Below are 20,080 nucleotides of genomic sequence, written 5' to 3' on the forward strand. Positions count from 1 at the left end.
AAATCACAAGAGATGCCGATGCGGTTTAGTTTCTTTTATATTTACAAATTCCGCGCAACATGTATTGTTACGTGATCTGATAAAAGAGTCCAAGGCAGTGGAAAGAGCGCTAGCTGGAGAGGAACTCTCTTACAATGACGGCCTTGAGCTAATGAAAGATGAGAACTTGTTTCTGGTTGGTGCTTCAGCCGATTTTGTAAGGAAAAAACTTGTGGGCGAAAAGGTAACATTCGCAGCATCCTATTACATGAATTACACCAACGTATGTGCAGCAAGCTGTCAGATGTGTGCATTTTATAGAAAAGGCGACGAGTCTGACGCATACACGCTGACGCCGGAGCAGATTGAAAAAAGGGTGGCAATAGCAAAGCAGATGGGCGCAACAGAAGTACACATTGTGGGAGGATTCCACCCCAAACTTCAACTTGACTATTATGAGAACATGATGAGGATTATCAAAAAGAACCATCCGGAAATGTCGATAAAGGCATTCACGGCCGCCGAGATATTCTATCTTTCCAAGCTTACGAAAAACTCTGTAAAAGAGATTCTAAGTAGGCTCAAGGATGCCGGACTTGATTCGATGCCAGGGGGCGGAGCTGAACTGTTCCATCCTGAGGTAAGGGCCCAGATAGTGCGTGGCAAATGCACTGGCCAAGAATGGCTTGATACGATAGAGCAGGCACACAAGCTTGGAATCAAAAGCAATGTGACTATGCTATATGGGCACATAGAAAAACCAGAGCACGTAATTGATCATCTGGTAAAGATAAGAGAGTTGCAAAAAAAGACGGGTGGATTTATCACGTTCATTCCGCTCAAGTTCAGTCTTGATAATACAGAGCTAGAGCAGCAACACAAAGTAGAGCACGAATGCTCATCGATTTACGATCTGAAGATAATTGCGACCTCGCGACTGATGCTTGCAGGCGTACTTAACAACATTTCTGTATACTGGGTCGCATTCGGCAAGAAACTTGCGCAGGTAGCACTCTCAAACGGCGGTAGCGACCTTGTAGGCACTGCATTCTCAGAGGAAATATACAAGGCTGCCGGCAAGCCTACAAACTCGTCCGTTCTGGAGCTTGCAACAATGGTAAAAGAGATCGGTCGCAAGCCTGTCCAGCGCGACACATTCTTCAAAGAGATTAGATCTTTTTAGAGCTGTCTTCTGACAGAGTCAACCTTCTCCTGCATGGTCTGGTTTTTGTCTTGCCGTGAGTCTATTTTCAGAACAACTTCAACACGCTTGACTCCAAGCATGTGTACTGTCTCCATCATGGCTCTTGCCGCCTCAAAGATGCTCTCCGGCCTGTTAGATTCTAGAATGGTTCCCATCGGGGTTAACTGGTGTTTTACCAATTTGAATTCTTTTATAGAATCAACTGCCTTTGCAATGTAAAAGCTAAGACTTGTGTTGTCGGTGCCTATGGGGTAGATGCTTATCTCAGCGTGTATCATGGGGCATGTCTACAAAATTTGCTTAAAATCTTTAGGCCGGGGGCTTTTCCTCTACAGGCTTTGTAGCTCCACCTTTTTTCTTCCTTCTTGCTCCGAAGCTGATAAGAACAAGCAAAAACCCGATCCCTGTCATTATTGATGCCAGTGTGGAATAGTCGCGATTCTCCCTTTCGGCAATCATAAGCTTGAGCGCTTCCTCCTCACTCATACCCGCATTGCCTATTGGCATAGTTGAGCTAAAATAAATCAAAAGTGCAAGGCCAACTGAGAGCAGGGCAATGCCGCCTGCTAGGATCTTTTTGTCGATTAGCACCATGGTTATGGTTGGTCTTTGTAATTATTATACAAATCTCTTGGTTGAACAGCTGTTCAGAATGAGAGATTTTGCAGCATTGTTCTAAAACAGCTGTTTAGTTTAGGATTTCAAACTGTACATTTTTGTGGGATTGTCCTGATCAGCTTTATCTTCTGTGAGCCCTATTCCGTTATGGAGCTAACACACTTGTAATGTCAGTGGTGGTTGACATTGCAGGCAGCCTTGACCTGTTCGTGTGCGAACTGTGTTTAGCTCCGTCCTATCTCATCGGGTTTATCTTCAATTCAAATGGCTTGATGATTCCGCTTTCAGATGCCATGCTGAACAGTTTCCTTATTGACTCTTCACCAGATCTGCCCATCTCTACCGTGACATCGTTTACGTACATTTTGACAAATTTTTTGATAAGCTCGGCAGGCTTGCCCCTGCTGTACTGCATGGAATACTCCATGGCCTCATCGATATGATCAAGGCCATACTTTATCGAGTCGTGCAGGTACTTGTCAAACTTTAGCATTGTCTTGGAATCAAATCTGTTGCTCATTACGTTGGTGCCAAGCGGCACTGGAAGGCCACCTGTAGTATCGTGCCACCATTTTCCAACATCAAGTATTTTCTCTAGTTTTTCTTGCTCGTATGATAGTTGGGTTTCGTGTATTACGAGTCCAACGTCTGCCTTTCCATCCCTTACGGCAGCGGGAATATCGCTAAACTTCATTTCTATATAATCAAATTTGCCTATCATCAGCTGGAGCAGCAAAAAGGCAGACGTCATCTTGCCCGGTATTGCTATTTTTGATTTTCTGACAGATTCGATATCTAGATGCGTTTTTGCTATGACTATTGGACCATATCCTATTCCAAAGCTGCCGCCTGCCCTCAAGATGGTGTAGTTTGGAAGGTATGCGCATGCATGAACTGATACTGCGGTAACATCAAGCTCTTCTTTGAGTGCCCTCCTGTTCAGCTCCTCAATATCCTCAATCACATGGTGTACTGTAAAGTCATCTGATGGGATTTTTCCAGTTAGCATCCCGTAAAACATGAACGCATCGTCAGAGTCTGGGGTATGGCCTACTGTAATCTTCAATATGGTTTTTCTTTTGAAGAAGAATATTAAGTGTTGATCAAATGTCCATCTGGGCTATGTGACGAACTATGTCCTTTTCTGTGACAAAACCGATTATCTTCTGGCCAGATGTGACTGCAACACCGTGTATTCTGTATTCGATTAAAATTTTTGCGACTTTGGTTAACGCAGTATTGGTAGATACCGTAATTACGTTCTTTGTCATTATCTGGCTTATTGGAATTTTTTTCCCAAATCCGGACAAGAACGTGTTGTCCTCATACCTGTTTGAGTGATATATTGCGCAGTTCAAAAAGTTCTTAAAAGTAGTAATGCCGACGGGATTGCCGCCTTCATCTTTGATCAAAAGGCGTGATATCTGGTTTGTGTGCATTTTGTTTAGAGCATCATATAGCGTAGTCTGGGGCATGACAAAGAAACTGCCAACTGACATTGCGTTAGTTATTCTAGCAGACTCGTCATAGTTTTCATAGTAATGCCTGACCAGATCGTGTTTTGTTAGCACGCCGCTGACCCTACCATCCTCCATTATGAGGAGCGTGTTTGTTTTCTGGCGCAGCATCATGTCAGCACAGTTTGGTATTGGTGCGTATCTGTCTACTGTTATGCCTTTTTGCATTTTCTCCTCGGCAGGTATCTCTTTGATGTTTTTTTGCTCGGAGAGAAGTATGCCTGCTATCTCTTTTTGAGATAGGATGCCATCGGACTTTGAGCCGCGCACAAGAATGCCTGATATGTTGCACTCTATTATTTTCTCGATTGCCCCGTATACAGTGGCATTGTGGTTTATGCTAATTGGCTCTTTGGCAAGGTCTTCGGCAGTTGTAATTAGTGGAATAGAATGTTTTTGCTTTAACAATGTATGTGAAAAATAAGATAACGTGATATTTTCTAGGATGTTCGTTTTACTCAAACAAAAATTCGTGGTTTGAGCACTAACAATTAATCTGTGGTATACAAGAGTGAGATAATGAATACAATAGATGCGTTTGAAGCAGACATTGCAAGGCAACCAAAATACATCAAAGAGTTTCATGCTGGATTGCAAATTCCAAAGAATAGACATTCCAGAACGGTCTTTTCAGGAAGCGGTGATTCACTTGCTGCCGCAATGCTGGCATCGGCATTCTCCGATTATGCAATAGCTGCAGTGGATCCGCTTGAGCTTGCAAAAAACCCGGAGATTGCAAAGAACAAATCCGTATACTTTGTCTCAGTATCTGGCAATACGAGTGCAAACATCAGAGCATCGCGGCTTTTCAGGCAGACAATTGCAATAACGAAAAATCCGAACAGCGGGCTTGGCATATCATGCAAAAAGGTAATCTGTCTATCGTATCAGGATTCGGGCATTATCACATCAGGAAGCATAGGATTTATCGCAAGCGCGCTAGAATGTATCTCAAAGGCAGTTTCATTTGATATCAAAGGTGTGGAAAGGATATTTTGGCGCGCAAAAAAGGAAGCAAGCAAGATAGACGTTTCAGGCAAAGTGTTCTTTCTTGGCGGACAGTACACCTATCCAGTGGTAATGTATGCTGCAGCCAAGCTGTATGAGGTTGCAGGGTCTGATGCTCATTATGAGAGGCTGGAGCAGTTTTTCCATATGGGCTTGTTTAGTACAAAAAAGTCTGATACCGTAATAATTTTTGAAGACAATGTTGCGCGACTGCAAAGACTGCTGCAAAGACTAGGACTTGGAGTATATGCACCAAAACCTGGGACGAAAAACAAAGTTGGACAGGTTCTGTTTTACGCATTTCTTTCGCAGTTTGTTGCGTTAAGGTTGGCAAGAAAAAAACGCCAGAAGGAATGTTACTTTGTTTTGCAAAAAAGACTCCGGGATGCGAGCTCGCAAACGATTTACTAAATTTTACAATAAATCGGTTATTTTTCCCAAAGATTTAATACCACTCTGAAAAGGATTTCAATCAAATATGAAGTACAAGGCAACTGAGCAGATCCTAAAGATCATCAAAAACAAGGATCAGATCAGAAACTTTGGTGTCATTGCACATGTGGATCACGGCAAGACCACTATGAGTGATAACCTGTTAGGGTATGCTGGGATAATCTCACCGCAGGCTGCAGGAAGAGCGTTGGCTCTTGACTCGATGAAGCTAGAGCAGGACAGACAGATGACAATCGTGCAGGCAAACGTAACTCTGCTTTTTGAAAAGGACGGCAAAGAATATGTCATAAATATGATTGACACGCCAGGACACATCGACTTTACAGGCAGGGTCACAAGAAGCCTTAGAGCAATTGACGGTGCAGTTGTAGTATCAGATTCTGTAGAGGGAATCATGACTCAGACTGAAACTGTGACAAGGCAGGCACTTGAAGAAAGGGTAAGACCTGTGCTTTACATTAACAAAATAGACCGACTCATAAAAGAGCTCAGGCTCACGCCGGAAAAGATGCAAGAATGGCTTGCAAATATTATCAGCACGTTTAACGGATTAATCGACACGTATGCAGAGCCTGAATATAAGGAAAAATGGAAGGTATCAATCCAAGACGGAAGTGTCTCCTTTGGCTCTGCAAAGGACAGGTGGGGCTTTAACATCGATGTGATGAAGGCCAAGGGGATATCGTTCAAGGATATTTACAATGCGTACTCTGATGGCGGCAACGTCGACGAGCTTGCAAAAAAGGCACCACTTGCAGAAGCAGTGCTCGGAATGGTAGTCAAACATCACCCGCCACCGCACATTGCGCAAAAGTACAGGATTCCAAAGATCTGGAAGGGAGACTTGGAGTCTGATATTGGCAAGTCGATTCTAAACTGCGATGACAACGGACCTGCAGTGATGATGATAGTAAACATGGCAATGGATCCTGCGGCAGGACCTGTGGCGATAGGAAGGCTGTTCTCCGGAACTCTACGTGACGGGCAGATAGTTCACCTAATTGATTCCAAACGTGAGGGCAAAATCCAGTCAGTCAACTTTTTCATGGGCAACCAAAGAGAGATGGTCGGCGAGCTTGGCGCAGGAAACATTCCTGCACTGTTAGGACTTAACGAGGCAAGGGCAGGACAGACTCTGTCGTCAGTAAAGGATGTGGCATTATTTGAGGGAATCCAGTATGTATCAGAGCCTGTAGTGCAAATCGCAGTTGAGGCAAAGCATCCAAAGGATCTGCCCAAGCTGGTCGAGGCGCTGCGCAGACTTACAATTGAAGATCCAAACCTTGTAGTCAAGATTAACGAGGAAAGCGGTGAGACTGTCATTGCAGGAATGGGTGTTCTGCATTTAGAAATTGCAGCTTCGCTTATTGCAGATGCTGGTGTGCAGATTGTGACATCGCAGCCATTGATAAACTACAGGGAGACCATAACTACTGCATCCGATGTTGTAATGGCCAAGTCGCCTAACAGGCACAACAAGATATTCATGAAAGTCGAGCCGCTGGAACCTGAAATCGCAGATATGATACGAAGCGGCCAGCTTAGCGAGATGAAGGACAAAAAAGAGATTGCAAACATTTTGCGTTCAAAGGGATGGGACTCTGATACTGCAAAGAGCGTGATGAAGTTTGACCCAAGAGGAAACGTATTTCTTAACGGCACAAAAGGTGTCCAGTTTATCCAGGAATCGACCGACTCGATACTCTCGGGATTTGATGAGGTAATGAAGGAAGGCCCGCTCACAAAAGAACAGGTAAGAAACTGCAAGTTTACGTTCACGCACTTTGTTCCACATGAGGATACTGCACACAGGGGACTCTCGCAGCTTAGTCCGGCAGCAAGACGTGCATGCATGGGCGCTATGTTAAAGGCAGGACCTGTATTGCTGGAGCCTATGCTTGGAATTGAGGTAAGGGTACCGCAGGACATGATCGGCAATGTAGCGACCGTACTTTCCGGTAAAAGAGGCAAGGTACTTGACATGCAGCAAAAAGGAGTCACAAGCATAGTGATTGGAGAGGTGCCAGCATCTGAGACGTTTGATTTAGCTGAGATAATGAGAGGCCAGACTGCCGGTAAGGCAATGTGGAACACACACTTTAAGGCATGGACAACGATTCCAAAATCAATCCAGGCAAATCTGATTGCAGAGATTAGGAAAAGAAAGGGACTTCCGCCAGACCCGCCATCTGCAGACGAGTTCATCGACAAAGAGTAAAAATAGAATGCCCCTCCTTTACTCACAAAAATAGACGCTGATCAAAGATAATAGTAGAACATGTTTTGTGGGAAATTTTTATCAAGAATTAATTGAATTCCAACAGCAGCATTCGTTCAATGTACAATCTGGACATTCTTTTGGGGATTTGCTCTTTTCACAATCTTCTGGAAAGCAACTACAATCAGCACATTTAATGGACATGGTATTATGATGTTTTCAAGATATAAAAACCACTATCATGTCAAACCTTTCAAAGATTACTGTACTTAAATTTCTCTAAAAACAAACAAAATATATCACAAAATCAAGACTTTGGCATGGCAAAAAGCATTAGCTGCAAAGATGCAGGAAAGACCTGCAATTGGTCTGCAACAGCAGAATCAGAAGACAAATTACTAGAGATAACACTAGAGCATGTAAAAGAACACCACAAAGAACTGACAATCAACTCGGAACTCTCAAAGAACATTATGGCGCTAATGAAAGATACAAGCTAACCTTTACATCTTACCATATTGGAATGATTGTCTTTATTGTACGATCTGACTCTTTTATATTGGAACGAATAATCAAAATGATGCTCAAAATAGACACAGTGATCCACAACACCAATCTTCCACAAATCAAAGAAAGACTGGAGCAAGCAGGCATTCAACATTATTCCGTATGTGACGTGGATTCTGGCAACTCAAAACACTCATTTTACACTTTACGCTCGAAAATAGAGATAATCTGCAAAAATTCACAAAAAGATACGACAATAGAGGCAATCTCAGGTTTGGACGATGGTGGAATAATCTATGTTAATCAGCTGACTACACATATTCAGCTAAATTCTGACAATTCTAAAAAATAAAAAATCTGTCACTGCATCTGGTCTTTCCAACGCCTTTTGGCCTTTTTGTCGTCATGGTGTTCTGTTGAACAGCTTTTAGGTTAAGAGTTTTTTTGCCGTCATATACATGATTGGCAGTAATATACGGAAGCTCAGGCAGCGAAAGACACCTGTTATCAAAATATCCAAAAGAGGTAAGAGCGATGAATTACATACCATACGTCCAGCAAATGTACCAAGAACAGCTGCAAAAAGATGCAGGTCTATTTGCATTTCTGAGAAGATGGGACAAAAGCAGACGGCTAAAAAAATTTGAAGAAAATAAGAATAATCCGCTTTATGCAGGCGCAAACGGAGAGAGAGTACTGCAAAAACTCTCTGAACTTCCAGATGACTGGCATATACTCTGTAACTTGAGAATAACACTCCCGTTTGCAGCAAGGTACAGCGGATACCGAAATCTCAGGTCTGCGCAGATGGACTTTGTAACCGTATCAAAAAAGGGCGTATTCCTAATCGAGATCAAAAACTGGAGCGAGAGATTTACAAAAAACTACGAGGGCTTTAGTCCCTACGAGCAGACTGACAGGGCAGGAAGAGTCCTATGGATTACGCTAAAACCGTTTCTTAATGACATGCGGGTTACAAACGTGCTACTCTCAATCGGCAATACCATATCGTACAATCAAAAATACATGTCTGTTCTTGTCACAAGTCTTGAGAAAATAAACCACTTTCTTGAGAACAGACAGTACCGGATGACAGAAAATGATGTCTGGATAGCCGTGCACACATTAAAGCAATACGTAGAATAACTAAGAGTGGCGTCTAAAACAGCATACTGTGTGGTCATTGACAATTCCCACTGTCTGCATGAATGCATAGCATATGGTAGTGCCCACAAAGCTAAACCCTCTACTTTTTAGATCCTCGCTAATTTTATCAGACAGCGAAGTGGATGCTGGAATCTGGAAGTGATTCTCAAAGCTGTTTTTAATTGGAATGCCGCCAACAAATCCCCAAATATATGCGTCAAAAGAACCAAACTCTTTTTGCACTTCTAAAAATCGTTTTGCGTTGTTAATTGCAGATCGCACTTTCAACTTGTTTCTGATAATTCCAGCGTCTACAAGCAATCTTTTGACGTCTCTTTCAGTATATTTTGCAATTTTTCTTGGATCAAAACCGTCAAACGCTGTTCGGTATGTTGCCCTCCTTTTGAGTATGGTGGACCATGAAAGCCCTGCTTGTGCTCCTTCAAGTATTAGCATTTCGAACAGACGCAAGTCATCATGTATGGGAATTCCCCATTCTTTGTCATGATATTCTATCATGAGCGGTTCTTGCGCCCACTGACATCTTTTCATAATAATTTTGATGTTTTGTTTTTTTACAAATACCTTGCTGCAAAATAACTGGAAGAATTACAATGATTTTATTTATTCATTCCAGACGGGCTGCTTTTTGAGCCATACCACAAGATCCCTGTACAGATGACTTTTTTGAACATTGAGAACGTTGATTTCGACGTTAGTTGAGGACCTTGCCGTTTTGGTGTACTTGTCATATCTTGTGAACATCACTCTATCAAGGTATGTCTCGCCTTCAATCTCTCTTTTACCAAGATCATCGGATTCTGTGATTGCAAAGCTTACAAAAAGCACTCCTTCTGCCCAGTAAGCACTGGCCGATTCCAGAGTTGCTATCAGACTGACAAGATCATCAAGGCTCATCTTGATTATCTCCCTGACTAGGACCTTTTTGTACGGCTCGTGGATAAACTCGGTCAACTGAACTGGTTTTCAGGCCACTGTTTATCTTTCTTTGGTGTATGATAGAACCTGCTCTATCTTTTGCTTTGCCTTGAGTGCGTTCTCATAAGATGATTTGAACGCATGGTATGATTCCTCATAGTTTGATTCAAGAACGTGCGAGCCCCCCTCGATCTGAAGTCTTTCTGCCTCGACCAGGTACTTTTTTGCCCACCAATAATGCATCCACACCGCGTCGTATTCTGACTGGCTTTCAAAGGAGGCCGAATTCAGATGCACTTTTGCATCATCGAGCAGTAGTGCAAGCGGTATTATGGTCTCGCCTGATAGCTTTTGATATTTTCCTGATGCAGCATTCCAGTCATTTACGGATATTCTCACGCTTTGCGAGCTCTGAATTTGTAGCGATTCGTAATCATCAACTGTCGGGTACATGGCATCATCCGGATTGTCACTGTGTGGCATTCCAAGCGCATGACCAAGTTCATGCTTTGTAACAAGCAAAGCATGCTCATATGATACAAGATTCAGATTTTTATCAGCAAAATATCCTAGTGTCACTGCCATGGTGGGCTTGCCGTATGCATTTGATGTATCCTCAGAATAGTATCCGATTTTTCCCTCGCCGTGCTGACTGGTCCACTGTACGACAAAGTCTGACTGGTCCACAAACTTGACTGTCTCGAACTTGAGCCCTGGAATCTTTTTCTCCCAGTATTTTGCTGCCTCTTCGAGCAACCCATCAAACTGTTTTTGCCAATGCTGTGGCATTTTTTCCACATACATGTGTATGGTTTCCGCGTATGCAGTATTTGATGCGATTCCAAACAGCATCATGACTGCAAGTGCCGCAAAATAATGTATTCTGCGATTCACAAACTAGAACAAAATACCATGCAATATAGAAAGTTTGGAAATTTTGCCGGTTTTACGGTTCCAAAGTGGATCTCAGGCAAAGTTTAACATGCTCGTCGCAAGATCAATCATGGTTGGAATTTGTAAGAAATGTCTCAAGTGATGACTATATCATAATTACAAACCGGCTACGCTCTGATTTTCATCTATTATTTTACAGAGAAAACGATCCGTCCACACTTGAAACATTCCGGATTCCAACTCAAGTGGGCAAGCTCACAATAACATACCTGAAGAACGGCACGCTCATTGTTCGAGGCGACGATAAAACAAGAGAATTCCAGCATGTAGTTGATACCATACGTAATGTGATGGAGTATGACTTATCCTAATAGGCAGTATGCATACCTTGGACTCAACGAAGGATACATTATGCTGTTAGGATCTGACGAGTGCCCAAGGCCTATAGTGTGACCAAGCTCATGCCTCATTATCATCTCTACCGTATCGACATCATAAAGCTGAAAGCTTCCATCGCAGGAATAATCGCCAAGCGCTACTTCTGCAACACCTTTTCCAAGATTTGCATGCCCTAGCACACCTTCGCCAAGGTTTCTTACTACCCATGTGACCCATACAGTTGCCTGTTCACGGGCATCCGTATATGTGAACTTGACCCTAGCAGGATTCCCATCTGATGTGGTAAAGTTCTGACTCTCCCAGTATGCTATTGACTGGTCTAGCGTGCTGACATGATCTAGCGGAAGCCCAGATGGTTGAACATTGACAAACAGCTTGTAGTGAATAATGTATGTTCCATCGATTATCTCATACGTAGGGTCCGGAAAGTGCTGGTTGCCGGCCTGTATTTGCTGATCAAAGTTCCACTTGGTATAATCACGCAGGAATTTTTTTATCACATCGCCGCTTGGGTTGGGATACTCGATGTATCTTTTCTCGCTTGCAACAGTTTGAGCTACTTTCCTTACGTATTTTTCAAACGCTTCAAGCTCTGCTACCTTTTGCGGATCCTGTCCCTGCAGGTTTGCCGGATCAACTGTGATTATGCCTACTTCAACAAGGTACTGGATGCCCTTTACAAAATCGCTCTGAGTTATCTGGCCTCCTGCCCACCAGCCTGCAGTGCTCTTTACCCACTGCGGTACAGCTCCGCCTGATGATGTGGCCTGAGGAAGGCCCGATATGTGAATTATCTTCTCTCTTATTAGATATTCAATCCCGTTTACAAAGTCTTTATCGCCTATCTGGCCTTCGGCCCACCACTTGGCATTGTTTTTGACCCACGAGGGTATCTGCGAGCTTTTCAGCGGCTCCACAACAGGAGGTTTTTCTGTAGGCTTGTACGGATACTTTGCGATCACCTTATCAGCATATTCGTTATAGTTTCTGACAACCGTATTGGATGGAGCAAGCTGGAGTGCGCGCTCAAAATATTTTTTTGCCTCTGCATACTCTGCAAAATTCCCAAATCCGACGCCCAGTCCCACAATGGCGTGGACATTATCTGGTTCTTTTTGCAGTACCTTGTAAAAGTTGATCATGGATTTTTCATGATATCCAAGATTGCTTTCTGCAACTGCCTTCATCCTGAGCGTCTGTGTGTGGTCTGGAAACATTCCAAGTATCTTATCAAACCCTGAAATGGCTCCAGTGTAATCTCCTTTTGAGAACTTTGACATGGATTCTTTGTAGAGTCTCTCAGCTTCTGCCTTGTCTTGGGCAACGGCAGCATGTGGAACTGCAAATAGCAAAGAGGCCACAAGTAGGAAAACTAGGACATGATGCAACAATTTGTTTTAGGTTTTATTGAAAATAAACGGTTCTCATGTGTTGCTCTGAAGGCTTCGCTCAAGCTGGTACAGCTTTTCGATCCTCTTGTATGTCAGAGGATGCGTTCTGAATATCTCGCCGAATTTGCTAAAGCTATTGCGCCTCTCCCAATCCATTGCCTTTTGAACCTCTTCTTCTGAAATATGTTGATCCTTATAGTAGGAGGCAAACTTGGACACCTCGTAGCTGGACGAAACAGGGTCTACTGCAAAAAACGAGCGGAGTGTGGAACTTTTCACTTCCTGCTTTTGAAGGCTCAATCCGTAGGTTATCTTGGCAAGCGCGTTTGCAAGAAGCGATGGTTTTATCTGCCTTCCAGCAAAATTGTCGGCATAATACTCGCGCAGTCTTGAAAAATACAAAATCAAAAGATTTGTCACAAAGTATACTGCAAACGCCCCTATCCCTATCATGACGGCACCACCTCCCTGGTTCCTTGATCTGTTAAAAAGAGTCGACATTGCAATAAAGTAGGCAATAGTAGGAATGACTGATACTATGGTCATGGTCACCATATCATTGTGCTTTATGTGGCCTATCTCATGAGCTATGACTGCCTTTACCTCATCCCTTGTGAGGTTACTCAAAAGGCCTCGCGTCAAAGTCAGTGTTGCCGACCCGCTTGTTCTGCCGAACACAAACGCGTTTGGCATTGATGTATTTGCTATTGTTATCTTTGGTATTTTTACCCTGTTTTTGATACACATCTCGTGGACGGTCTCTTCTATCCACGGATATTCTCTGTGATCGAGCGGCACCATGTTTGTACTCCATCGTACTATTGCAGGCCCTATTGCCCACTGTATCAACCCTAGCACTATTGCCATACCGACAGTAGCGTATATTCCGATGTTAAAGTAGGCCGCAAGCCCTGCAAGCAGCGCAAATAACAGCCCGAAAACAAGTATCAGAGTAAGACTCATCGATGCTACGAGTCCTTTGATCATATGGTAATCTAAAGAAAACAGGCTTTTTAATTGTTAGACCCGGCCAAAACTACTTGAGTTAACTCCCTAATAATTTATGCCAAGTATTTATCAGTCTGTATTTTCTTGATTTAGACAAAATGAAGCGTGTACTGTTACTTTCCTCCATTCTTATTCTGTCTTGGTTGTTTGTAGAGGCAAACGCGGCAATACCACCGGGGCCACCGTCGGGATTTTCAGCAACTGCGGTATCTCCTACGCAGATTAACCTGTTCTGGTCTGCTCCGGCCAACACCGGGGATTCGCCTGTTCTTGGATACAAAATAGAATACAAGACAGGCTCCGGTGCATACGATGTTCTGGTAGATAACACTTCGAACACATACTATTACCACACCGGCCGCACTACAGGACAATCTTATACGTATCGCGTTTCCGCAGTTAATACTGCAGGAATCGGAACAGCGTCAAACGAGATCACAGTTACTCCAACATCCTCCTCTACTGCAAGCCTGCCAGGGTCTCCGACAGAACTCTCAGCAGTCCCGGTATCTCCAACGCAAATCAACTTGTCCTGGTCTGCTCCGACCAACAACGGAGGTTATCTGATTACCGGATACAAAATAGAGTTCCGCGTGGGCTCCAATCCTTATTCTGTACTGGTCTCAAACACTGGCAGCTCATCTACAACATATTCTCATGGCAGCCTGACCACAAACCAGGTCTATGTGTATCGTGTTTATGCAATAACAGAGTTTGGAACAAGTCAAAACCCGTCAGGTGAGGCAGTCGGCCAGCCTACTGCATCGTCTGCCCCGTCTGCACCCGGATCTCCGACAGGACTCTCAGCAGTCCCGGTATCTCCAACGCAAATTAACCTGTCCTGGACGGCCCCCAGTCCGGGAAGCTCACCAATCACAGGATACAAAATCGAGGTAAAATCTGGCACTGGCTCGTACACCACACTCGTATCTAATACGGGCAGCACCGCAACCACATATTCACATGGCGGCCTGACAACTGGGACATCCTACACTTACCGGGTCTATGCCATAAGCTCAGTTGGAACAGGAACTGCATCAAATGAGGCATCGGCAACACCTACGTCGTCTTCAACGTCTGGTGTTCCCGGCGCTCCGACAAACTTGAATGCTGCCGCAGTTTCAGGAACACAAATCAACTTGTCCTGGACGGCCCCCTCAAACAATGGCGGCTCGCCAATCACAGGATACAAAATAGAGTACAAGGTCGGCTCCGGCACATTCACAATTCTGGTGGCAAACACGCAAAACACTGCCACAACATACTCACATACTGGACTAACATCAGGCCAGCTGTACGTTTACCGTGTCTCTGCAATAAATTCAGTTGGAACAAGTTCTGTTTCTGCCGAATCATCTGCGACACCGACTGCATCTTCTTCAGCTAGTACACCAAGTGCACCTGGGAGCCTCACTGCAGTTGTAGCATCTCCTACCCAGATAACACTCTCCTGGAGCTCACCTTCAAGTGATGGCGGCTCGCCAATCACAGGTTACAAGATTTCAGTAAAGAAAGGCTCTGGATCTTTTGAGACGCTTGTGGCAAACACGCAAAGTACTGCCACCACATTCTCGCATACTGGCCTTACCACCGGCACCACATATTACTATCAAGTTGCTGCAATAAACTCCGTTGGCGCAGGCTCTTCAAGTGAAACATCTGCCACTCCAAAAGAGACAACTACACCTACACTTACTGCCACCGCCGTATCGCCTACCTCAATCATACTATCATGGGTGCCTCCATCTCAGACCTACAAACAGTCAATCACAGGATACAAAATCGAAGAAAAGATTGGCGTTAATGCATACAGGACAGTTGTTGATAATACCAACTCTGCTGGCACCACATACACAGTCACAGGTCTTACCACTGGCAATACTTACACGTTTGTCGTTTCAGCATACTTTACGCTGGGAGGCAGTCCGATCTCAAACGAAGCCTCGGCAACACCGCTGTCTACTTCGACTGCACCACAATCGCAGCCTACTACAAGCCCACCAGGCATTCCAACAGGATTGAGTGCATCTCCAATTCTACCAACCCAGATAAACCTGTCCTGGACGGCCCCCTCAAACAATGGCGGCTCGCCAATCACAGGATACAAAATCGAGGTCAGAAAAGGAGATGGGCAGTACGAAACACTCACAAGCACCCAGAATGCAACCACAAAATACTCTCACGCAGGCCTTACCACCGGCACCACATACTATTACAAGGTATCTGCAATAAACTCGGCAGGAATCGGACTGCCATCAAACGAGGCATCTGCAACACCGACAACATCAAGCGGTCCGCAATCGTCTGTGCCTGATGCACCAAAACTATCAGGAACAGTGGTCTCGCCAACCCAGATAAACCTGTCCTGGACGGCCCCCTCAAACAATGGCGGCTCGCCAATCACAGGATACAAAATAGAGTACAAGGTCGGCTCTGGTTCTTTTCTTACCCTAACAAGCAAGACGACAAGTACATCGTATTCCCATACTGGGCTACTACAGAATACTTATTCTTACCGCGTATATGCAATAAATGCTGTCGGGACTGGTAGTGCATCAAATACAATATCGCTGACTACGGTGTCTGAAGAGCCAACACCAAAGCCCGATCAGGAACAAAAAGAAAAACAACTGGCAGCCTTTGTTGACCCAAAGCAAGATCCTCAGTACTATGTTGATAGGTACAACAGCGAGCCGGCATACAAGGAATGGTTTGACACACACTATGGATCACACTATGACAGCATCTATGAGGCAGTGGGCCTGCCAGAGCCAGGAAAAAAAGATCCCATAGCAACCCACATACCGGGATTTCCCGATCCTAATCTGGATCCGCAATACTACGTTAACCGATACAATACAGAGCCTGCATTCATGGAATGGTTCAACACTAACTTCCCAGGAAAGACGATTTATCAAGTACTACAAATTCCAGAACCCGAGTCGGAACCGGAACCGGAACCTGAACCAGAGCCAAGACCGGTAGACAGAACGCAATGCGGTCCTGGAACACATCTTGAGAATGGTGTTTGTGTTCTTGACAAGGATACAAAGGGAGGCGGATGTCTTGTGGCCACTGCGGCATATGGTACGGAGACTGCATGGCAGGTGCAACGTCTCCGGGAAATAAGAGATGACATACTGCTTAGAACCGATTCTGGCACAGCGTTTATGGCAGGATTTAACGGATTTTACTATTCGTTCAGTCCAACAGTTGCTGACTGGGAAAGACAGAATCCTGCATTCAAAGAGACTGTACGCGTGGCGATAACCCCGATGCTCTCATCTTTGGCAATTCTTGCACATGCTGAAATCAACTCCGAACAACAGATGCTCGGTTACGGAATTAGCATAATATTGCTGAACCTAGGTATGTATATCGGCCTACCTACAGCGGTAATCGTACTTGCAAGAAACAAATTCCATCATTCTAAGAATTGACCCAATTTTTGTCTATTTAGTAAAGAATTCTACGCGTTCCTTTTTAATCAGAAATGCGTAATATGTGCACAGGCAAACAGGACGATCTCTTGTCGGAAGTAATTCTGGCATCATGTGAACTTGTTTGCCTAAAATTTGTAAAATTGAAAAAATAATTCTGCATAAATAGATATTAAAAAAGAAAAAGACCTTGAGGTCTACTTATTTTTTCTTGCTTTTGGAGGCTGTTTTCTTTTTTGCAGTTTTCTTTGCAGTCTTTTTTGCCATGTCTTTTACATTCTATGTATGCTATTAAACATGATGATTTTCAATTCTGATCCATGTTTTGACAAAATTTTGAAATTTTCCCGTAATCCAAACAAGTCAGTTGTCGGGTCCGGACCTTTCATCAAAATACTGCTGACAACCATAATTCTCAAATTCCTGTCCTAGTTTCATCCTGCCTTGTGGATCGGTGATAAGAGATGCAATTTCCACAAGCTCGGGGTTTATTGCAGACTCTTTCATCATTGCCACCACCAGAACCTTTCCAAAGTCCTGAGGAATCTGTTGATTGAAAAATGCACTTCTTTTTTCCTCATCTTCCATAATGTCCTTCCACGGTGCAAACTCTTGCGGATATTTTGTCACAAGATCATCAATTCTCATCCCTGGAATATTTTGGCCGTCAGGATAGACGCCATATGTCAGCCCGTAAATCAATTCGCATTCGGTGTTGATCTTGTAATCTTCTACATTAGTATCTTGAGGATTCTGCTCTAGCGGCACATACACCATCTCTTCTGGAGATGTCATGTATAGTGCTAGAACAGCTATTATGATTGCGGCAGCGGCACCGCCTCCTGCTAATATCCATAGTTTCCTTTGCAGCAAGTACCAACACCAAAGGAAGTTACCTAAAAAACCTTCTCGTTGGGCTTAAAATTTAGCTTGATCTGGATATTCAAGCATGAGAAAATCAGATCTCAGAAGACTGGTTGCCGAGTATGTATCATTGAGACAAGCAAAAAACAACGCAAAGTATGGCAAAAAACTTGGTGAGCTTGAACACCGATACTTTCTTGAGACTGGAAGAAATATTGCCGATGATCTTTATCGGCGGGAATCTGTACCTCTAAGAGTGAAGATGTGCCATAGCACTCATGCATTATGTCTGAATACTGCCGATTCGAACATATTCGCATTTTCCCGTTCGCGTTTATAAAATACAAATCGTTGTATCCAAGATCATAACAAGGCCGCTAATAGTTGAAGGAAGCAAAATTCTTGTTGGCAAAGAAGCGTCTGTTCCATCAAAGGCCAGAAATAATGACAACTTTCAAAAACCCATCAAATCAAGACCCAGCACATGAGGGCAAGATACATCATAATAATTGCATTGATAACAGCTGTCATCTCGTACTATATCGGCACAGCATTTCTCCTTCAACCGCAAGCAATCAACAAACAATCTTTTTACATACGCCTCCAGTCTGACTGGAACAGTCATCCAGGAAACATAATCTACGAGGTGACCAACGTCTGGACGAAGACCGACGAGCTCGCACCGCTTGATCCACAGACAAGACTCGATCTTTCAAAACAAGCAAACGTTGACCAAGTAAGAAGTGTTCACAATAAATCCTATATCATGGTTCATCATGGAAACACAAACTGTCATGATATGTGGGAGCCGCATTATGCAAGATTCGGAGCGGATACCATACGACACCAAGTCGAATACGTGCTTGGCATACAAAAAAGCCTTGATCCGAACAAAAATCAATACGTGCCGCTGAAGGGCAAAATAGGTGACCAAGAGCACGCATCACAGATAAGATCGGGCTATTCGCAGTTCATTCCAATCTGTACGCAAAATGAACTTACTTCATTTGATTACAGCGTGAAAATCAATGATGAATCTGTAGGATTTGACGTATATTTTGTGCCCTCAATAGAGCAGCAAAAGAACTTTGATGAAGATAACGGACTTTTTGAACACTACACAAATGGCCAATGTGAGGGCAAAAACTATGTCCGATTTTCAGGCACATGCAATAATGTCGGGAAAAGCGCAGGTCTTCTAATCGCAGTGCCTGACTCGCTGACACTGCCACTTACCAAGATTGAAGTGTGGCTCTACGAGAAATAAACTTGGAAAAATGATTTAATTGAACTACGTATGACTATCACCAATGAAGGCAACATTTGGCGCCGGATGTTTTTGGTGCGTGGAGGACATCTTCCGCAACACAAAAGGCGTTACATCAACTCAAGTTGGCTATGCGGGGGGATGGAAGAAGAACCCTACATACGAAGAGGTATGTACTGACACGACTGGCCACGCAGAGGTAGTCCAAGTCGAATATGACCCAGATCAAATCTCGTACGAACAACTATTAGATGTGTTTTGGGGATGCCATGATCCTACTACGCTGAATAGGCAGGGACCTGACATTGGCAAGCAGTATCGCTCAGCCATATTCTGTCATGATTCGGAGCAGGAGAGGGTGGCAAACGAATCCATGAAGAAAATACAGGATTCTGGCAAATACGCACGCAAAATAGTGACCGAGATAAAACCAGCACCTGCGTTTTATCGCGCAGAGGAGTATCATCAACAGTATTATGCAAAGTGCTCCATACGTTAGAATAAATCATACGCTCCTCTTTTATAGAAAATACTCTGAATACAATTCAGATAGATGGGAGTAATGCCGGAATCTGGCAAGAACTGCCAGACCATCTATTTTTGAAGTTTATAACATCGTAAGCATTTAGACAGCGTTTCCAATTCTGGTATTTCATAGTTAATTTATTATTCAAAATACAATTTATCGAATTTCGATGAAGTGCAAAAACTGCGGGCGCGAATTTACCAACAGGGCGTCCAACTATTGCTCAACAGAGTGTGCAATGGAAGCAGTAGAAAAATATGGAAAACAGACGCAATAAATAATTCCTGATTCCGTACAAAACTGATGAAGTTGCTGCTTTTTGCATTGGTGTTGCTTGCTTTCTTTTTCATTGATACGGCACATGCCATTGACATTGCAAGCGATTCTGAAACAAAAACCGTTGAAATTGGCAAGCAAATACAGATTGCCGCCGATCTGAAGAACGGCCAGGACATACCACAGAATTTTGCATACATAGTCCAGATCCAAAATGAGGATGGCATCACAGTTTCACTGTCTTGGATAACAGGACAGCTTGCAGCTGCACAGGCATTCTCACCTTCTATATCGTGGACTCCCAATGAGCCTGGATTATACGAGGCAACAATATTTGTCTGGGAGAGCGTAAACAACCCAACAGCGCTGTCTCCTACACTGACACTGCAGATATCTGTGGAGTCATCTGCATAGTTTTTTAGTATA

Annotated in this window: 22 protein-coding genes; 12 read left to right on the forward strand and 10 right to left on the reverse strand. The window is 43.7% G+C overall.

What is annotated here, in order from left to right; genetic code table 11:
• The first annotated feature begins 64 nt into the window (after window positions 1-64).
• Complete coding sequence (locus NITUZ_RS03465; protein WP_048195333.1) at window positions 65-1,162, forward strand: radical SAM protein; 1,098 nt, start codon at window positions 65-67, stop codon at window positions 1,160-1,162.
• Here NITUZ_RS03465 and NITUZ_RS03470 read toward each other — a convergent pair.
• The 4 genes from NITUZ_RS03470 to NITUZ_RS03485 form a co-directional block, all read right to left on the reverse strand.
• The gene (locus NITUZ_RS03470) at window positions 1,159-1,461 is read right to left on the reverse strand and encodes an MTH1187 family thiamine-binding protein (protein WP_048195335.1); all 303 of its coding nucleotides are present in this window, start codon (window positions 1,459-1,461) and stop codon (window positions 1,159-1,161) included. The genes NITUZ_RS03465 and NITUZ_RS03470 overlap by 4 nt on opposite strands.
• Before the next feature lie 31 nt (window positions 1,462-1,492).
• Window positions 1,493-1,777, reverse strand: coding sequence for a hypothetical protein (locus NITUZ_RS03475; protein ID WP_048195337.1), 285 nt, complete (start codon window positions 1,775-1,777; stop codon window positions 1,493-1,495).
• Between the two features lie 259 nt (window positions 1,778-2,036).
• Window positions 2,037-2,867 carry a menaquinone biosynthesis family protein gene (locus tag NITUZ_RS03480; RefSeq protein WP_048195344.1) on the reverse strand — a complete coding sequence of 277 codons (831 nt, stop codon included), beginning with the start codon at window positions 2,865-2,867 and terminating at the stop codon, window positions 2,037-2,039.
• 37 nt (window positions 2,868-2,904) lie between these two features.
• Window positions 2,905-3,780 carry a CBS domain-containing protein gene (locus tag NITUZ_RS03485; RefSeq protein ID WP_211198872.1) on the reverse strand — a complete coding sequence of 292 codons (876 nt, stop codon included), beginning with the start codon at window positions 3,778-3,780 and terminating at the stop codon, window positions 2,905-2,907.
• A gap of 57 nt (window positions 3,781-3,837) precedes the next feature.
• On the opposite strand from NITUZ_RS03485, the gene NITUZ_RS03490 reads away from it, so the two are divergent.
• The 5 genes from NITUZ_RS03490 (at window position 3,838) to NITUZ_RS03510 (ending at window position 8,650) form a co-directional block, all read left to right on the forward strand.
• Entirely contained in the window at window positions 3,838-4,737 is a 900-nt protein-coding gene (locus NITUZ_RS03490) for a hypothetical protein (RefSeq protein ID WP_048196025.1), read from the forward strand.
• Window positions 4,738-4,804: 67 nt separating this feature from the next.
• Window positions 4,805-6,997 (forward strand): elongation factor EF-2, encoded by a 2,193-nt coding sequence (locus NITUZ_RS03495; RefSeq protein ID WP_048195348.1) that lies wholly within the window; start codon window positions 4,805-4,807, stop codon window positions 6,995-6,997.
• Window positions 6,998-7,317: 320 nt separating this feature from the next.
• Entirely contained in the window at window positions 7,318-7,497 is a 180-nt protein-coding gene (locus tag NITUZ_RS03500; RefSeq protein ID WP_048195350.1) for a DUF1059 domain-containing protein, read from the forward strand.
• A gap of 59 nt (window positions 7,498-7,556) precedes the next feature.
• Window positions 7,557-7,856 (forward strand): P-II family nitrogen regulator, encoded by a 300-nt coding sequence (locus tag NITUZ_RS03505; RefSeq protein ID WP_048195352.1) that lies wholly within the window; start codon window positions 7,557-7,559, stop codon window positions 7,854-7,856.
• A gap of 110 nt (window positions 7,857-7,966) precedes the next feature.
• On the forward strand, window positions 7,967-8,650 hold the full coding sequence (locus NITUZ_RS03510) for a nuclease-related domain-containing protein (RefSeq protein ID WP_048195354.1): 684 nt from the start codon (window positions 7,967-7,969) through the stop codon (window positions 8,648-8,650).
• Here the strand turns inward: NITUZ_RS03510 and NITUZ_RS03515 are convergent, their stop codons facing one another.
• From NITUZ_RS03515 to NITUZ_RS03525, 3 genes are all read right to left on the reverse strand, one after another.
• Window positions 8,651-9,202: a DNA-3-methyladenine glycosylase I gene (locus tag NITUZ_RS03515; RefSeq protein ID WP_048195356.1), complete on the reverse strand. Its 552-nt coding sequence runs from the start codon at window positions 9,200-9,202 to the stop codon at window positions 8,651-8,653.
• Window positions 9,203-9,274: 72 nt separating this feature from the next.
• A complete protein-coding gene (locus NITUZ_RS03520; RefSeq protein WP_048195358.1) occupies window positions 9,275-9,625 on the reverse strand; it encodes a hypothetical protein in 351 nt (116 codons plus the stop codon).
• A 24-nt stretch (window positions 9,626-9,649) separates the two neighbouring features.
• The gene (locus tag NITUZ_RS03525; RefSeq protein WP_048195360.1) at window positions 9,650-10,483 is read right to left on the reverse strand and encodes a matrixin family metalloprotease; all 834 of its coding nucleotides are present in this window, start codon (window positions 10,481-10,483) and stop codon (window positions 9,650-9,652) included.
• Window positions 10,484-10,596: 113 nt separating this feature from the next.
• Here NITUZ_RS03525 and NITUZ_RS03530 point away from each other — a divergent pair, with 113 nt between their 5' ends.
• Window positions 10,597-10,854 carry a hypothetical protein gene (locus NITUZ_RS03530; RefSeq protein WP_048195362.1) on the forward strand — a complete coding sequence of 86 codons (258 nt, stop codon included), beginning with the start codon at window positions 10,597-10,599 and terminating at the stop codon, window positions 10,852-10,854.
• Here NITUZ_RS03530 and NITUZ_RS03535 read toward each other — a convergent pair.
• Window positions 10,846-12,270 carry a M57 family metalloprotease gene (locus tag NITUZ_RS03535; protein ID WP_052370058.1) on the reverse strand — a complete coding sequence of 475 codons (1,425 nt, stop codon included), beginning with the start codon at window positions 12,268-12,270 and terminating at the stop codon, window positions 10,846-10,848. The two genes, NITUZ_RS03530 and NITUZ_RS03535, sit on opposite strands and share 9 nt — an antisense overlap.
• 36 nt (window positions 12,271-12,306) lie before the next feature.
• A complete protein-coding gene (locus NITUZ_RS03540) occupies window positions 12,307-13,260 on the reverse strand; it encodes a zinc metalloprotease HtpX (RefSeq protein ID WP_048195366.1) in 954 nt (317 codons plus the stop codon).
• A gap of 119 nt (window positions 13,261-13,379) precedes the next feature.
• On the opposite strand from NITUZ_RS03540, the gene NITUZ_RS09650 reads away from it, so the two are divergent.
• A complete protein-coding gene (locus NITUZ_RS09650; RefSeq protein WP_081844849.1) occupies window positions 13,380-16,721 on the forward strand; it encodes a fibronectin type III domain-containing protein in 3,342 nt (1,113 codons plus the stop codon).
• 363 nt (window positions 16,722-17,084) lie between these two features.
• On the opposite strand, the gene NITUZ_RS03555 is transcribed toward NITUZ_RS09650, so the two are convergent.
• A complete protein-coding gene (locus tag NITUZ_RS03555) occupies window positions 17,085-17,594 on the reverse strand; it encodes a hypothetical protein (protein ID WP_048195368.1) in 510 nt (169 codons plus the stop codon).
• Between the two features lie 76 nt (window positions 17,595-17,670).
• On the opposite strand from NITUZ_RS03555, the gene NITUZ_RS03560 reads away from it, so the two are divergent.
• The 4 genes from NITUZ_RS03560 to NITUZ_RS03575 all read left to right on the forward strand — a co-directional run bounded on the left by NITUZ_RS03560 (window position 17,671) and on the right by NITUZ_RS03575 (window position 20,068).
• A complete protein-coding gene (locus NITUZ_RS03560) occupies window positions 17,671-17,925 on the forward strand; it encodes a hypothetical protein (protein ID WP_048195370.1) in 255 nt (84 codons plus the stop codon).
• 144 nt (window positions 17,926-18,069) lie between these two features.
• Window positions 18,070-18,852, forward strand: a complete 783-nt coding sequence (locus NITUZ_RS03565; protein WP_052370060.1) for a hypothetical protein — start codon at window positions 18,070-18,072, stop codon at window positions 18,850-18,852.
• 43 nt (window positions 18,853-18,895) lie between these two features.
• Entirely contained in the window at window positions 18,896-19,351 is a 456-nt protein-coding gene (msrA, locus tag NITUZ_RS03570; protein WP_048195372.1) for a peptide-methionine (S)-S-oxide reductase MsrA, read from the forward strand.
• Window positions 19,352-19,681: 330 nt separating this feature from the next.
• Entirely contained in the window at window positions 19,682-20,068 is a 387-nt protein-coding gene (locus NITUZ_RS03575) for a hypothetical protein (RefSeq protein WP_048195374.1), read from the forward strand.
• The last annotated feature ends 12 nt before the right edge of the window (window positions 20,069-20,080 follow it).

The sequence above is a fragment of the Candidatus Nitrosotenuis uzonensis genome (assembly GCF_000723185.1).
Taxonomy (GTDB): Archaea; Thermoproteota; Nitrososphaeria; order Nitrososphaerales; family Nitrosopumilaceae; genus Nitrosotenuis; species Nitrosotenuis uzonensis.